13 protein-coding genes are annotated in these 14,327 nt (G+C 65.2%); 1 reads left to right on the top strand and 12 read right to left on the bottom strand.

Translation table 11 applies throughout. From position 1 onward, the window contains the following. Positions 1-17 precede the first annotated feature (17 nt). From AM2010_RS00670 to AM2010_RS00640, 7 genes are read right to left on the bottom strand one after another with little or no spacing between them, the layout of a single operon-like run. Positions 18-443: a hypothetical protein gene (locus AM2010_RS00670; protein ID WP_047805443.1), complete on the bottom strand. Its 426-nt coding sequence runs from the start codon at positions 441-443 to the stop codon at positions 18-20. Beyond that, positions 433-1,764 (bottom strand): FliI/YscN family ATPase, encoded by a 1,332-nt coding sequence (locus AM2010_RS00665; protein ID WP_047805442.1) that lies wholly within the window; start codon positions 1,762-1,764, stop codon positions 433-435. The genes AM2010_RS00670 and AM2010_RS00665 overlap by 11 nt, the downstream gene beginning before the upstream one ends. Next, complete coding sequence (locus tag AM2010_RS00660; RefSeq protein WP_047805441.1) at positions 1,758-2,366, bottom strand: FliH/SctL family protein; 609 nt, start codon at positions 2,364-2,366, stop codon at positions 1,758-1,760. The genes AM2010_RS00665 and AM2010_RS00660 overlap by 7 nt, the downstream gene beginning before the upstream one ends. Beyond that, positions 2,359-3,375, bottom strand: a complete 1,017-nt coding sequence (gene fliG / locus AM2010_RS00655) for a flagellar motor switch protein FliG (protein WP_047807558.1) — start codon at positions 3,373-3,375, stop codon at positions 2,359-2,361. Before fliG ends, AM2010_RS00660 begins: the two co-directional genes overlap by 8 nt. Next, the gene (gene fliF, locus AM2010_RS00650; RefSeq protein ID WP_047805440.1) at positions 3,375-5,009 is read right to left on the bottom strand and encodes a flagellar basal-body MS-ring/collar protein FliF; all 1,635 of its coding nucleotides are present in this window, start codon (positions 5,007-5,009) and stop codon (positions 3,375-3,377) included. The genes fliG and fliF overlap by 1 nt, the downstream gene beginning before the upstream one ends. A 3-nt stretch (positions 5,010-5,012) precedes the next feature. Beyond that, positions 5,013-5,384 (bottom strand): flagellar hook-basal body complex protein FliE, encoded by a 372-nt coding sequence (fliE, locus tag AM2010_RS00645; RefSeq protein WP_047805439.1) that lies wholly within the window; start codon positions 5,382-5,384, stop codon positions 5,013-5,015. After that, positions 5,381-6,673 (bottom strand): sigma-54 interaction domain-containing protein, encoded by a 1,293-nt coding sequence (locus AM2010_RS00640; RefSeq protein WP_082132752.1) that lies wholly within the window; start codon positions 6,671-6,673, stop codon positions 5,381-5,383. The genes fliE and AM2010_RS00640 overlap by 4 nt, the downstream gene beginning before the upstream one ends. A 233-nt stretch (positions 6,674-6,906) precedes the next feature. Between AM2010_RS00640 and AM2010_RS00635 the strand changes: the two genes are divergently transcribed. Next, on the top strand, positions 6,907-7,716 hold the full coding sequence (locus AM2010_RS00635) for a flagellin N-terminal helical domain-containing protein (protein WP_047805438.1): 810 nt from the start codon (positions 6,907-6,909) through the stop codon (positions 7,714-7,716). A gap of 56 nt (positions 7,717-7,772) precedes the next feature. Here the strand turns inward: AM2010_RS00635 and AM2010_RS00630 are convergent, their stop codons facing one another. The 5 genes from AM2010_RS00630 to AM2010_RS00610 form a co-directional block, all read right to left on the bottom strand. Continuing rightward, the gene (locus AM2010_RS00630; protein ID WP_236699473.1) at positions 7,773-8,558 is read right to left on the bottom strand and encodes a class I mannose-6-phosphate isomerase; all 786 of its coding nucleotides are present in this window, start codon (positions 8,556-8,558) and stop codon (positions 7,773-7,775) included. A gap of 26 nt (positions 8,559-8,584) precedes the next feature. Next, positions 8,585-9,622: a mannose-1-phosphate guanylyltransferase gene (locus AM2010_RS00625; RefSeq protein WP_047805436.1), complete on the bottom strand. Its 1,038-nt coding sequence runs from the start codon at positions 9,620-9,622 to the stop codon at positions 8,585-8,587. 67 nt (positions 9,623-9,689) lie between these two features. Next, a complete protein-coding gene (locus AM2010_RS00620; RefSeq protein ID WP_047805435.1) occupies positions 9,690-10,439 on the bottom strand; it encodes a TonB family protein in 750 nt (249 codons plus the stop codon). A 169-nt stretch (positions 10,440-10,608) separates the two neighbouring features. Next, complete coding sequence (locus AM2010_RS00615; RefSeq protein WP_047805434.1) at positions 10,609-13,155, bottom strand: TonB-dependent receptor; 2,547 nt, start codon at positions 13,153-13,155, stop codon at positions 10,609-10,611. Positions 13,156-13,388: 233 nt separating this feature from the next. Beyond that, a complete protein-coding gene (locus AM2010_RS00610; RefSeq protein ID WP_047805433.1) occupies positions 13,389-14,318 on the bottom strand; it encodes an isopenicillin N synthase family dioxygenase in 930 nt (309 codons plus the stop codon). Positions 14,319-14,327: the final 9 nt, after the last annotated feature.

The raw sequence follows: 14,327 nt of genomic DNA, 5'->3' as shown, positions 1-14,327 counted from the left end.
GTTCATGACGCAGGCGATTATTCAAGATGCGTGCCAGTTTTCCGCATCGGCAGCGTTTCGTGCTGATTGGCCTTCTCGTCGATCTCTCGCGCAAGATCGCGATGCCCCTCTTCCGCGCGCTGCAATCGCCGATCGGCCACCGCGAGATCGGCCAGGCGGTGGTCGGCCTCTCGCCGCGCATCGGCTGCCTGCCGGGCCGCAGCGGCGCCGAGATCGTTCAGGTGAGCGCCCAGCACAGTGGCGCTGCGCAAATCGGCCCCGTCGCGCGAGGTATCGCGCAGCGCGTAGAGTTCGGCCAGGGTTCGCGTCCGCGCCGAAAGCTGTTCCAGCTTCTGCCGTACCGCCTCCGCCCGGTGGGCTTCCGCGGCGGCCTGGCGCTGCTCGGCGCAGCGCATCCGTTCGATCAGCCGCGCCCGGCGCAGGCGCGCGGCATCACTGCTCATCGCCGATCAACCCCAGAAGCTCCGCCCTTGCTCGGCCGAGCGGCACGCGCTCGCCCACCGCCTGGGCCAGAAATGCAGCGATCTGCGGCTGCAAGGCAATACCCTGATCGATCAGCGGATCGGCCCCAGCGCGATAGGCGCCCATCAACAGCAGGTCGCGGTTGCTTTCATAAGCCGACACCAGCGCCCGCAACTTGCGCGCGCACGCATTGAGAGCGGGATCGGCCACGTCGGACATCACCCGGCTAAGCGAGGCCCCGACGTCGATCGCCGGATACTGGCCGCGCTGGGCAAGATCGCGCGACAGCACGATATGTCCGTCCAGAATCGACCGCGCGGTGTCGACCACAGGGTCGTTCTGGTCGTCGCCATCGGCCAGCACAGTGTAGATTGCAGTGATCGACCCGCCGCTTTCCGCAGAATTGCCCGCGCGTTCGACCAGCTTGGTAAGGGTGGACAGGGCCGAGGGCGGATAGCCACGCGCCGCGCCCGGTTCCCCCAGCAGAATGCCGATTTCGCGGGCGGCATGGGCGATGCGGGTCAGGCTGTCCTGGATCAGCAGAACGCGCAGACCCTGGGCGCGGAAATATTCGGCCAGCGATGTCGCCAGCAAGGCCCCGCGCAAGCGCAGGTTCGCCGCATGGTCGGCAGGCACTGCAACGACCGCGGTACGTGCCGCGGCTTCGCCGTGCATATGCCGTTCGACGAAATCGGAAACTTCGCGCGCGCGTTCCCCGATCAGGCCGACGACGACCACATCGGCCTGCGCCCCGTGTGCGATCATGTCGATCAGCACCGATTTGCCCACGCCGGAACCTGCCATGATGCCGACCCGCTGCCCCACGCCGAACGTGGTCAGCGCGTTGATCGCGCGAATGCCCGTATCGAACGGTTCGCGCACGCTCGCCCGGTCCAGCGCGCCAGTGCGCTTGCCGCCGGCGGGCCATTGCGCACCCGGATGCAGCGCGGGGCCGCCGTCTATCGGTTCGCCCAGCCCGTCCACCGCCCGGCCAAGATAGGCGGGACCGACCGGCAACATGCCCGGTTGCCCTTCCGGGCGGACGGCAACGCCGGAACGCAGCAGAACGCTGTCGCCCAGCATCATCATCATCGTGCGTCCGTTGCGAAATCCGATTGCTTCTGCGCGCAGGGTCGTGCCCTTGCCATCGTCGATCCGGCACAGCCCGCCGATCGGAACCGACAGCCCGCTGACTTCTATCAGCCCGCCATCGCAGGCGGCGACCCGTCCGAAACGGCGCGGCGCGAGGTCGAGCGGCGCAGCGGCAAGCTCGCCTAGCGTCACATCGGCCAGGTTCAGCATTCGCCGAACGCTTCCGCCAGAATGCGCCGCCATTGTTTCGGCCCGTCATCGATACCGCCGTCGTCGCTGTCGATCCGCAGTCCGCCGCGTTCTATCGCGGGGTCGGCAACCAGTTCGAGATCGCTCGGCAGTCGGTCCCTGATCAGGGCAAGATCTTCGGGGTGGAGCAGCACGCGCCGTTCATCCTGCGCGCGCTGGAGCATCCCGACGGCTTTTTCGACCCGTGCAGCCAGCCCCTGCGCATCCAGCGCAAGCGGCAGGATCGCATCTTCGCACAGGGCGAGCACGGTCTGGCGCAGGCGCTCGCGCAGCGCATCGGCGCTGGCGGCATCGAAGCGGGCGAACGACAGTTCAATCGCAGCGCGCTGCGCGTCGGCTTCGCGCTCCCGCTCGGCCGCGTGGGCTTCGGCTTCGGCCCTGCCGTCTTCGAAACCCTTGCGATAGGCTTCCGCCACCGGGTCCGGTTCGGGCGCGGCGGCCGTCGCAGGCTCGGTCGCAGGGCTGCGAAACAGCCCGGCAAAGCGCGGATCGCGGGCGAAGCCGCCGCCACCGCGCAGGCGATCGAGCGGCAGGCTGGCCTTGAGCGCGGTGACACTAGACATAATCGTCATCTCCCCCCGCGCCGATCACGATCGTGCCATCGGCGGCGAGCTTCTTGGCAACGGCGATGATCGCCTTCTGCGCAGCCTCCACGTCGGCCCGCTTGATCCGGCCGCGTTCTTCGATCTCGTCGCGCAAGCCATCGGCCGCGCGGCTGGACATGGCACCGAAGAAGACTTCGCGCTGCGTTTCCTCGATACCCTTCAGGGCATCGATCAGCAGTTCGCTTTCGACTTCGCGCAACAGCTGCCCCATCATCTGCTGATCCAGTTCCAGCAAATGCTCGAACTTGAACAGCTCGCTTTCCAGATCGCGGGCCAGTTTCTTGTCCAGCTTGGTGATGCCGGGCATGACCCGTTTTTCCATGCTGCGCGCGGCGCTGTTGATAATATCCGCCGCCTCGCGCACGCCGCCCATATCGAGCCGCTTGATCCCGTGGACGCCGGAGATGCGGGCGGCCAGTGTCTCTTCCAGGATCGTGATGGCTTCTGGCGATACGGGCCCCAGCTTGGCGATCCGGTGGACCACAGGGGTGTGCAGCGCTTCGGGCAATCCGGCGAGCACCGCCGCCGCGGTCGCCGGCTCCAGCTGAACGAGCAATACGGCGATGGCCTGCGGGTGTTCATCCTGCACCAGCGGGATCAGCACTTCGGGTTCCAGCCACTGGGCGATTTCCAGCGCGGGCGTTCGCGGCGCATTTTCCGGCGGTGCGACGCGGCGCATGATGCTGTCCGCCTTCACTTCGCCGAGTGCGCCAGTCATCATCTTGCGGACTTCGTCCACCCGGCCGTGGGCGGAAATGCCCGCATTGCCGGCAGTGCTGGCGAAGTTGGCGATGGCATCGGCAATCGCCGCCGGGCCGATGTCGCCCATCTCGCACATCTTGGCCCCCAACATCCGCAGCTCTTCGGGCGACAGCCCGGCCAGCAGCCGCGCGGCCTCTTCCTCCCCCAGAAGCATGACCATTACGGCAGCGCGATCCGCGCCGTCGAATTCGATCGGCGCGCTCATCATGCCACCCCTTCGGTGCTGCGCGTTTCGCCCAGCATCCGGCGCAGCGCCAGCAGGGCATCGTCAGGCTGTTCGCGCGCGATCCGCTGGGCCAGTTCGATCTGGGCCGAGAGTTCTTCCCGGCTCGGTTCGTCCGACCGCGCGGGCAGCGCGGTCCGGCGGGTCTGCGTGATCAGGCCGGGCTCTTCATCCGTTTCTTCGGTTTCGCCCTCTCCATCGCCGCTGCGGCCCGTCACCGTGCGCATGATCGGGCGTACGACGAAGAACAGCAGCAGGATGACAGCGATCAGCGCGACGGCGTTGCGCACGACCATCGCGAACCACGATTGCTCCCAGAAGGGAATCTCGTCCGCAACGGGTATTTCGAACGGGCGGACGACGACCGCCACCGTGTCGCCCCGGTCGGGGTTGGCACCGACAGCCGCGGCCACGAGTTCTTCGAATTTCTGAAGGTCGGCCGGTTTGGCATCCTTCAGCGCATCCTGGTTGAGCGCAACCGCAACCGAAAGGCGCTGAACGCTGCCCGGCGCGATGTTGGACACCGCAACCTCGCGCCCCAGTTCATAGGTGCGTGTCGCGCTGCTTTCTCCGACTTCGTTGGCACCGCCCTGGGCCGGCCCACCTTCGGGTGCACCCTCAACCGCTTCCGGCGCGGGGGGCGGAGTGTTGGCGAGGACGCCCGGCACGCCGGCTGCATTGCCGGCAGCGGTGGCGGTGGAAGTCTGGGTCGTTTCGCGGCGAACCGCGCCATCCTTGTCATAGCTTTCGCGCGCAGACGTCACCTCGTTCATGTCGAGTGCGACCTGAATTTCGCTGGAGAAGTTCTCGGCCCCGATCATCGGCGTCAGCAATTGATCGATCTGCGACCGCAGCTTCGCTTCCATCCGGGTCTGCAGTTCCAGCCCATCGGCATCGGCACCCTGCGGTTCGGACAGAAGGCGCCCGTGCTGGTCGACGATGCGGACCGAATCGATCGAAAGCCCCGGCACCGATCCGGCGACGAGGTTGGCGATCGCGGTCACTTGCGAATCCGAAAGCTGGCGCCCCCGCGCCATGCGCAGCATGACCGAAGCGGTCGGTGCCACGCTGTCGCGAACGAAGACCGAGCGTTCGGCCTTCGCCAGATGGACCCGCACCGATTCAACGCCGTCGATTTCCTTGATCGTCAGCATCAGATCGCGTTCCTGCGCGGCGCGCAGGCGGTCACCTTCCAGCGTCCGGCTGGCGCCCATCGGAAGCGAATCGAGCAATTGCTGGCCGGTTTCCGGTGTGGCGAGTGCCCCCTCCGACGCCACGACCATCCGCGCGCGGTAGAGATCGTCCTCGCTGACGCTGAGCGCGCCGGTATTGTTGTCGATCGAATAATCGATCGAAGCGGCATCCAGCGCGCCGACCACGCCGGCACGCTCCGCATCGCCGAGCGAGGAATAGAGCATCCGTTGCGGCGCTGGCGACAGGCCGGCCCAGACAAGCGCAAGCAGGCCCGCGAGCGCGAGGCCTGCGAACCACGGCAGGGTCTTCCTTACCGCCGGTTGGCCGAGGAAATGTGCGGCGCGATCCTTGAACCCGCCGCCGCCACGAAGCGGAGCGAGCAAGGAGCCCTGGGAGGTGTTGGCGGGAACGAGTTCGCTCATCTATCAGACCCCCATCCGCATGATGTCCTGATAGGCGGACAACAGCTTGTTCCTGACCTGCAATGTCGCTTCGAAGGCGACGCCGGCTTCCTGCCGGGCAAGCATGACCTTCGCGATGTCGGTCACTTCGCCCCGTTCGTAACCTTCGGTCAGCGACGAGGCGCGCGATTGAGCGTCGTTGACGCCTTCCAGCGCGCCGCGCAGCGTATCGGCAAAGCCGCCGCCCGCCGGTTCGGCCGCCGGCACGGCTGGTGCGCCGGCCTCGCGGCCCTGATGAATTTCCTGCAGCGTGCTCGATCGTTCGAGGATCTGCTGGCGCAGCGACATGATCTGCTGGATCGAACCTGCACCGCCGAGGCCGTTGATCGCGCTCATCGCCGACCTCCCACGGCCAGACCGGCCTCTCGGAACGAAGCGAGGCGATAGCGCAGCGTGCGTTCGCTGATCCCCAGTTGACGTGCGGCTTCCGCCCGCTTGCCGCCGCACGCATCGAGTGTTTCCATGATCGCGCGCGCTTCGGAAAGCTGAACCACTTTCGAAAGCTTTCTCGCGTTTCCAGCGCCAGGCGCCTCGACCGTGTCGGTCAACGGCGCAGCCGGGGCCGCTGCCGCGGTTTCAGCCTGCCGTTCGACCAGGCGTGCCGGGCGATCGAACACGATATGACCGGTGCCGATGGTTCCCGCGTCCCCTGCCAGAACGAGCGCACGGCGCATGACGTTCTCCAGCTCGCGGATATTGCCCGGCCACCCGTGCTGCTTGAGCATGGCGATCGCGCCGTCGGACAGCCACGGCACCTGGGCACCCTGCGGGGCGTGGCGCAGCAGCATGGCGAAGGCCAGCGGAACAATGTCGGTCGGCCGCTCGCGCAGCGCCGACAGGTTCATCGGGAAAACATTGAGGCGATAGAAAAGGTCGGCGCGAAACCGGCCTTCTTCCACTTCCACCGGAAGATCGCGGTTCGCGCAGGCGATGATCCGCACGTCCACCTTTACCGGACTTGTGGCGCCCACAGGCACCACTTCGCCTTCCTGCAGTGCGCGCAGCAGCTTCGCCTGCAGAGAAATCGGCATTTCGGCGATTTCGTCCAGCAGCAGCGTGCCGCCTTCGGCCGCCCGGAAAAAACCTTCCCCGGACGAATTGGCACCGGTGAAGGCGCCCTTCTGATGGCCGAACAGCAGCGCTTCCAGCATGGTTTCGGGAATGGCCGCGCAGTTGACCGCCACGAACGGCTTGTCGCGGCGCGCGCTGCGGTTGTGGATGAACTGCGACAGCACTTCCTTGCCGGTGCCGGTCGGGCCGTTGATCAATACGGGAATGTCGGTCTGTGCCAGCCGGTCGGCAAGCGCGAGCACCGACAGCGATTCCGGGTCGGCGGCAACCGGTCCGCCGCCCCGGCCGGCGACCAGCGCGACCAGCGCGCCGAAAGTCGCCTCGGACACCGGATCGGCATAAGTAAGAACCGCACCCGTGCCCCGCCGCGCGATGGACGGGGTTTCGCCGCGTACCAGCGCAATCGCGTTTGGCAGCTTGCCCGCGCCACCTTCGGCGTGATCCGCCAGGTGCACCGGCTGGCGCGGAAACAGCGAGGATGCGATCCCCGCGAACTTGCCCGCCACCGGTGCGTGAGCTTTCTCGAAGCCTTCTGTCTGCTCGATCGTTCCCACTTCAGCCCCCTGCTGGTTAACCAAGTTCCGTTCGCGAGCGGTATTGGAGCCGGCATGGGCAACATCGACTTAATGGTTAACGGCGATATACCCTTAAGTACTATTACGTATGTGACGAATTCCCCGTCTTCCCCCCTAAAACTTTCGCGCCCCCTGCCGGTCTTTGCTCCAGCTACCGCCCAGGATGGGTTTCTCGGGGGGAGCGTTCGAAGAGCATTGTGGGAGTTTGAACAATGGCTGTTATCAATACCAACACCAGCGCGATGCGTGCGGCGAATGCCTCGACCGCGGCAGACAAAGCCCTGGGCACCGCTATGGAACGCCTGTCGACCGGCAAGCGCATCAACAGCGCGAAGGACGACGCCGCCGGCCTCGCCATCGCCACGACTATGACTGCACAGGTCCGCGGCATGAGCCAGGGCATTCGCAACGCCAACGACGGCATTTCGATGGCGCAGACCGCCGAAGGCGCTCTGAACGAAGTCACCAATATGCTGCAGCGCGTCCGCGAACTGGCCGTGCAATCGGCTTCGGGTTCGTATCAGGATTCCGATCGTGGCTACATGGATTCGGAAGTGACCGAGCTGAAGGCGCAGATCGCCAGCATCATCTCGGACACCGAATTCAACGGCAACGCCGTGTTCGGCACGGCTGCAGACGTTACGCTGGATATTCAGGTCGGCGCCAACAGCGGCGACACGGTCACGCTGACCTCGACCGCCATCACGACCGACATGTCGACCCTCGCGGTGGACTCTTCGGCCAATGCCAGCACCACGATCGACACGGTCGACGCTGCGCTGGCGGAAGTCGCCGCCACCCGCGCTTCGCTGGGTGCCGGTCAGAGCCGTCTTGAATCGGCGGTCAACAACCTGACCAACAACGTCACGAACCTCTCCGACGCGCGTTCGCGCATCGAAGACACCGACTATTCGGCTGAAACGACTGCCCTCGCCAAGGCGCAGATCCTCAGCCAGGCTTCGACCGCCATGCTGTCGCAGGCCAACCAGAGCCAGCAGAACGTTCTTTCGCTGCTGCGCTGATTTTTCCTCTCGGAAGACTACGGGCCCGGCGCTGTACGCAGCGCCGGGCCCTTCTTTTATTGGGCGCCGGAACTGACGGGCTGAACCAGAAGAGCGGACCCACAGCGCGCAAAATCGACCGCGCCGACCCGATCCGCCAATCCGCATTCCCCCGCAGCGATCACCGTTCCATCCAGCACGACATGGCCATCCAGCGGCATCACCAGCAAGGCCCCGCGATAGCGCGCGGCCACTGCAGCGCCCGGCGGCCCCGAAACCCGATCGAGCCGGAAGTGCGGCCCTTCTACCAGCATAGCAGCCCCCTGGCCCGTGGCGCGCCGATAGCGGGCGGCGTCGTAAGGCTCGCCCTTTGCCACCGCAATCGCCGCATCCAGATGCAACTCGCGCGGGCGGCCATAGTCGTACAGGCGATAGGTCACGTCGCTGTTCTGCTGGATTTCCACCAGCGACAATCCCGGACCGATCGCGTGGACAGTCCCTGCCGGCAGATAGAAGAAGTCCCCTGCCTTCACCGGATACCAGGTGAGCAACCCTTCGATCGATCCGTCGAGCGCCGCCGCGCGCATCGCATCCTTCGACAGCGGGCCATCGAACCCGATGGCGAGCGACGCACCGGGATCGGCATTCAGCACCAGCCAGCATTCTTCTTTGCCCCGTGTGCCGGGCGGAGCCTGGGCATCGTCGGGGTGGACCTGGACCGAAAGCTTTTCGCTGGTGAACAGGTACTTGGCGAGAATGCCGGGCAATTCGGGCGGCGGTTCGAACCAGATTTCCCCGATCCGCTCCCCTTCAGGCGCTGCGAATGGTGCGGGGAGGCGGTCTCGGCCCCAGACCTTGGCCACGGCCCTGGTGGGAAGCGCGCGCGCCGTCACTGGCTGCGCGCGCCCGTCAGCTTGCCGACGCCCTGCGCCCCGGCAGCGCTCGTCACCAGCACTTCTTCGCCGTCGACGACCACGATCACATCGTCGAGGCCGATGCACGAAACGCGCGGGCCGTCGCTATCGACCATGACGTTGCGGCAATCGACCAGCTCGACCGGGCCCCGGGCGACGTTGCCCTGCCCTTCGCCATCCTGCGCCTGCCGGGCATCGCGCAGGGCGGACCAGCTACCGATGTCGGACCAGCCCATCGCGACCGGCACCAGCGCGGCGCATCGGGTGTTTTCCATGACGGCATAATCGATCGACTCGCTCTCGACCCGGCCAAACGACGCCGCATCGGGATGAAACCGCGTGCCCTCCCACGTTCCGCGAGACACAGCATCGGCCACGCCCTGCGCCATTTCGGGCCTGTGTTCGGCGAGTTCGCGGCGAAAGGTGTCGGCGCGAAAGGCGAAGATCCCGCCATTCCAGTCGAACCCGCCTGCGGCCAGGAATGCGCTCGCCGTTTCGGCATCGGGCTTTTCGACAAAGCGCGCCACTTCGAAGCCGCTTTCTATCGCGGCCCCGCGTTCGATATAGCCATAGCCCGTTTCGGGCCGGTCGGGGGCGATCCCGAAGGCGACCAGCCGACCGCTAGCCGCCAGCGCCGCGGCTGAGGCCACCGCGCGGCGGAAGGCGTCCGGGTCCGCGATGTGGTGATCGCTCGGGCATACGAGCATGATGGCCTCGCCGGGCAGGAGGTTTGCCGCAATCGCAATGGCAGGGGCGGTGTTGCGCGCGGCGGGCTCGACAGCCAGCCGCATACCGGGCGAACCTTGCGCCTCGACCAGCGGCACGTGTCGTTCACCGGCCACCACCAGCGGCGCCGCGAACCCTTCCCCGGCGCAGCGCGCCAGCGTCTGTTCGAACAGCGAACTGGCACCCAGCAGCGGCAGAAACGGCTTGGGGCGTTCCGCCCGGCTTCTGGGCCACAGGCGGGTTCCGCTGCCCCCGCACAGGATTATCGGATGAATACGATCGGTCATGCTTGCCTTGTCATCGACGACCTCGCGCGTGAGAGCAAGCCGGCGCGTCCATTCGCGTAAGCCGAATCTAGAACCAGCGCTGCCGCCAATAGAACGGTGCGGCCACAGGATTGCCGGCGGCATCGGTCGCCGGGCGAAAGCGCAGCCGTTCCTGGACCAGGCGGCAAGTGATCCGGTCCGCCTCCGCATCGGGGCTGGGGCGATAGATCGTGCAGTTCGACGCGCGACCATCCGGGTTCACGATCACCCTTACGATCACTTGCGTCCCCCGCCGGGCCGAACGGCCGCCTTCGGGCACCGGATAATCGCGCGCATCGTCGATTGAACCGGAAACGTGGACGGGCTTGTTCACCGCACCGCCACCGGTGCCGCCACCGCCCTGCCCGCTGCCCGTGCCGCTCCCGGTACCGCCGGCACCGGTTCCTTCACCCGTTTCCCGGGCACCGGACGTGTTGGCCGCGCCTGTGGATGACGCCCTGGGCACAGGAACGGGAGGCTGGATCTGGACAGGCGGTTCGGGCGCCGTGACCGGACGCGGTGTCGCCTCGCGCCCCGCCTCACCCGCTGCGCCGGGATCCGGCTCTGGCTCCGGCTCGGGCAACTCTTCGGGCGGGGTCGTTACGGTCACGGTGATCGCCTCCAGCATCTGTCGCTCTACCGAACCTGTGAAGTCGGGCGCAAAAGCCCGGGCGAGCCCATAGATGGCCAGCACGTGGAGCAAGGCGACCAGAGCCAGCGTACCAAGGCGAGGCCTGCGGCGCGCAGCCGTATATCCGGCGCGCTCTGCCCCCGGCACTGGTCCGTGTCCGTCAGTCATCGTGCGCGGATCACCTCCCTCCTGCGAAATCCGCAATACCGATATGCGGTTCCCGGCGGCAATTGGGACAGAACCCGGCGCAACAGACAAGAAAAAACGGCGGCGCCCACAATGGACGCCGCCGTCTTTGCTATTCTGTGCAGCGGTTTCCCGCTGCCGGCTATTGCGATCAGTAACCGATCACGAGCGAGATGCTGCCCGCACGCGGTGCACCGATCTGTGCGAACGGGGTGCTGTCCAGCGAACCACCGTAATAGCCGACGTAGCGTTCGTCGAACAGGTTGGTGAGGTTGATCTGGATAGCCGCATTCTGACCAGCGCCGAACTCACCGAGGTCATACCGCAGGTCGAGGTCGACCAGCGTGTAGGACGGTACGGTATCGAGGTTCAGGTCGTTGATGTAGCGCTTGCCGGTGTACTTGACCTGCGCACCCAGCTCGACCGGGCCGAAGGCGATCTGACCGCGGGCACCGACGGTGTACTTGGGCGATCCACTTTCGCTCTTGCCGGCGGTCGGGAGGAAGTAATCCTCTCCGATATTTGCCGCGGTGCAGCCGTACTGCGCCGGAGCGGGATCGCCGTCGTCGAGATAGCACTGGCCACCGACCACATCGTCCTTGATTTCCGATTCACTGATCGAACCGAAGACATAAAGGAGGGTGTTGGGGGTCGGGTTCCAGGCGATCGAGCCGTCGAGGCCATACTTGTCCACGCGGCCGAGGTTACGGAACAGCGTTTCTTCAAGCACCGGATCGTAAGCCGAGGCGAGGCGGTCGTTATACCGCGTGTACCAGCCGGCGAGCTGCGCGCTGAAGTTGCCGAAGCCGAAACGAACACCGAGGTCGAAGCTGTCGGTGGTTTCCGGAACCGGCTGCGATTCACGAACATCGGCGAGGAACAGCGAGTCGTACAGCGGATCGGTACCCGGCACCGAAAGGCCCTTCGCATAGTTTGCGAAAACCGATGCATTGCCGAAATCGTAGGTCAGGCCGATGTTCGGCAGGAACTTGTCGTACTTGTACGTGCGTTCCTGCGGCGGGGCGGCGTTGGGATTGGCCGCTTCGTAAGCGGTCGTATCCTGGTCGCCGAGGCAATCGACGAAGCCCGAAGCCGTAGTGGTGTAGCAGTACTGGTTCAGCTCGCGCTTGAAGAACGGTACGCGCAGACCGGCCTGCACCGTCATCGCGCCAAACACACCGCGATATTCACCCGACACCTGGTTCAGGATCGCGTAGGACAGGCGATTGCGCTTGTTCAGTTCGAACCCGTCCGACGTCAGGATCGGATCGTTGATCGGGAACACATCAAACGGCTCGCCATTCGCGTACAGAAAGCTGGTCTGCCCCGTCTGGCGGTGACGCGCATGATCGAGCGTGTAGGCCAACCGGACGCGATGATCGGGATTGATGTCGTAGATCAGGTTGGCGATCACGCCGTAGCGGCGAGTCTTGGTCTGGCTCGGATCCATGCCGGCCACGCGATCTTCGAGATCGCCGTCGCCGTTAAGATCCATACCGTAGTAGTATCCGCCCCCGATGAAGCCGGTGTAGTTGACCCCATCGATCGTCCGGAACCCTTCGCGCAGATCCTCTACGCCGCCGCCGTTGGCCTTCACATACTGGAAGCTCGGATCGACCGTGAGGATCAGCCCGTCGCTGAGCGTGAAGCGCGACGAACCGCGGATGTTTCCGGTGTTGGAGGGGTTATAGCGACGGTCGAATTCGACGCCGCAGTTGCCGCTGCTGGAACTGTCGGACCAGGTGTCCGCCACACCAGGTGTCCCTTGGCCGAAACCGCCACCCAGCTGGGTTTCCGGGATCTGGCAGGGATAATTGATGTTATAGAACCGGTCACTGCCCGGCTGGCTGGTCACGAGATCCTTGAGATCTTCGACATTCATCGAGCCGAAGAAGTTGTTGCGGTTTTCGTTATAATGGCCGGCGATCGAGATGAAATCGCCGTTGGAGCCGAGCTCCTGATAGATGCGGCCGTTATACTGCTGCTTCTTCACTTCGCCGTAGTTGTTGAACGGGTTTTCATAGGTCGTCCACGACGCCGAGACGAAGGCGCGAGTGCCGACACCGGTAAAGTCGCCGGTATCGACCATGCCGAATGCACGGATGTAGGGGCGATCGCCCGAACCTTCCGCCAGAACGTTACCGTATGAGGCGGAGGCGACCACACCAAAGCTCTCGCCCGGGACGCGGGTCCGCAGGTTAACGGTGCCGCCGGCGGCCGAAGCGGTCGGACTGTCGACGTCGGTGACGCCGAGGTTCACGTTGACCTGCTCCAGCACCTCAGGATCGACCTGCTGATTGGTGTAGAGCGCGTAGTTGCCGGAATCGTTCAGCGGGATACCATCGACAGTCTGCGAAACGCGGTCGGCGCCGAAGCCGCGGATGGTGAAGCCACCGCCGCCCGAACCCCAGGGGTCGTTGTTCTGGAAGCTGACGCCGGGAACCAGGTTGATGATGTCGTTCACCGTCTGGCCGGGGCGCTGGCGGCGGATGATTTCGTCGGTCAGGACCTGCTTGGCCTTCGGCGTGTCGGGAATGTCCACACCGCCGATATCGGTTTCACGCGAACCGGTGACGATGATGATTTCTTCGCTGTCGAAATCGATGGAGCCGGTGGACTGGGCCTGGGCCACGGTCGGCATCAGTGCCGATGCGGAGAGGCTGACGACACTGGCGGCTAGGAGATACTTGAGCTTCATGTACGATCCCTTCGGTGAGGCTCGGTGGGGCAGATGAAAGTGACTGCCGGCCCGATAGTTACGAACCGCGACGCTAGGAAGTCGGTTTTGTTACCATAAAGTGACAGTCGCGACGAATCGGACGCACCCCAATCGCCTTCACTTTGAAAATGGCGGAATTCTGCGGTTTGCCCGCTGTTGCTGCAATGCAACAATATCCAGAAAACCGGCCCGCCTGCCGATAATGCCCTTAATCAGGCGAGATTGATCTCGCGCAGGCGCTGCATCAGGAAGTCGTGACTCGAGATCGGCTCCGGGTGATCCTCGGGCGCATCGGGATCGATGCAGCTCTCCAGCGTCTCGATCGTGAAATCGGGGCGGAAGTGCAGGAAGAAGGGCATAGAATAGCGCGAACGATAGGCCGCCTCCCCGCGCGGGTTGACTACACGGTGGGTGGTTGAGCGCAGCTTCCCATTGGTGAGCCGTTCCAGCATGTCGCCGATGTTCACCACCAGCGCGCCTTCCGATGCGTCGATCGCCTTCCACTCGCCGCTGGCGGTCAGCAACTCCAGCCCGGCTTCCTCCGCCCCCAGCAGAAGGGTGATCGTGTTGATGTCGCCATGCGCGGCGGCGCGGATCGCCCCTTCGGCATCGGCCCCGGTCAGCGGCGGATAGTGGAGCAGACGCATGACGGAGTTGCCATCTTCCACCGTCGGCGCGAACCAGGTCCGCTCCAGCCCCAGATGCAGTGCGATCGCTTCCAGAACGCGCGCACCCGCCAGTTCGAACGCGGCAAATAGCGCCTCGAACGTTTCCTCGAACCCGTCGATTTCGGCGGGCCAGAGATTGGGTGCCATGAATTCGGACAGCGGGTGGCCTTCGGGCAGGCTGCGGCCGACGTGCCAAAATTCCTTGAGATCGTGGACGTCGGCATCCTTCGCCTTCTCTGTCCCGAACGGCGTATAGCCGCGCGCCCCGCCCCCGCCGGGCACGTGATAGGCGCGCTTGACCGCATCGGGCAGGGCGAAAAACGCCTCCGACAATTCTTCCGCCCGCGCGATCAGGTCGGCCGGGATGCCGTGATCGCGGATTACCGCGAAACCGTATTCCTCGAAACTGCGGCCGATCTCTTCCGAAACTTCGGAAAGCGGACGGGCGATGGAAACGGAAGCGATATCGGACATGGGGACGAC

The sequence above is a fragment of the Pelagerythrobacter marensis genome (assembly GCF_001028625.1).
Taxonomy (GTDB): Bacteria; Pseudomonadota; Alphaproteobacteria; order Sphingomonadales; family Sphingomonadaceae; genus Pelagerythrobacter; species Pelagerythrobacter marensis.
This window is presented reverse-complemented; position numbering and strand designations above follow the sequence as displayed.

Coding starts and splice junctions, on each gene's coding strand:
- AM2010_RS00620 (WP_047805435.1), bottom strand. CDS start 10,439: ATGACTGACGGACACGGACCAGTGCCGGGGGCAGAGCGCGCCGGATAT.
- AM2010_RS00610 (WP_047805433.1), bottom strand. CDS start 14,318: ATGTCCGATATCGCTTCCGTTTCCATCGCCCGTCCGCTTTCCGAAGTT.
- fliE (WP_047805439.1), bottom strand. CDS start 5,384: ATGAGCGCGATCAACGGCCTCGGCGGTGCAGGTTCGATCCAGCAGATC.
- fliF (WP_047805440.1), bottom strand. CDS start 5,009: ATGAGCGAACTCGTTCCCGCCAACACCTCCCAGGGCTCCTTGCTCGCT.
- AM2010_RS00625 (WP_047805436.1), bottom strand. CDS start 9,622: ATGACCGATCGTATTCATCCGATAATCCTGTGCGGGGGCAGCGGAACC.
- AM2010_RS00660 (WP_047805441.1), bottom strand. CDS start 2,366: ATGTCTAGTGTCACCGCGCTCAAGGCCAGCCTGCCGCTCGATCGCCTG.
- AM2010_RS00635 (WP_047805438.1), top strand. CDS start 6,907: ATGGCTGTTATCAATACCAACACCAGCGCGATGCGTGCGGCGAATGCC.
- AM2010_RS00615 (WP_047805434.1), bottom strand. CDS start 13,155: ATGAAGCTCAAGTATCTCCTAGCCGCCAGTGTCGTCAGCCTCTCCGCA.
- AM2010_RS00670 (WP_047805443.1), bottom strand. CDS start 443: ATGAGCAGTGATGCCGCGCGCCTGCGCCGGGCGCGGCTGATCGAACGG.
- AM2010_RS00665 (WP_047805442.1), bottom strand. CDS start 1,764: ATGCTGAACCTGGCCGATGTGACGCTAGGCGAGCTTGCCGCTGCGCCG.
- fliG (WP_047807558.1), bottom strand. CDS start 3,375: ATGAGCGCGCCGATCGAATTCGACGGCGCGGATCGCGCTGCCGTAATG.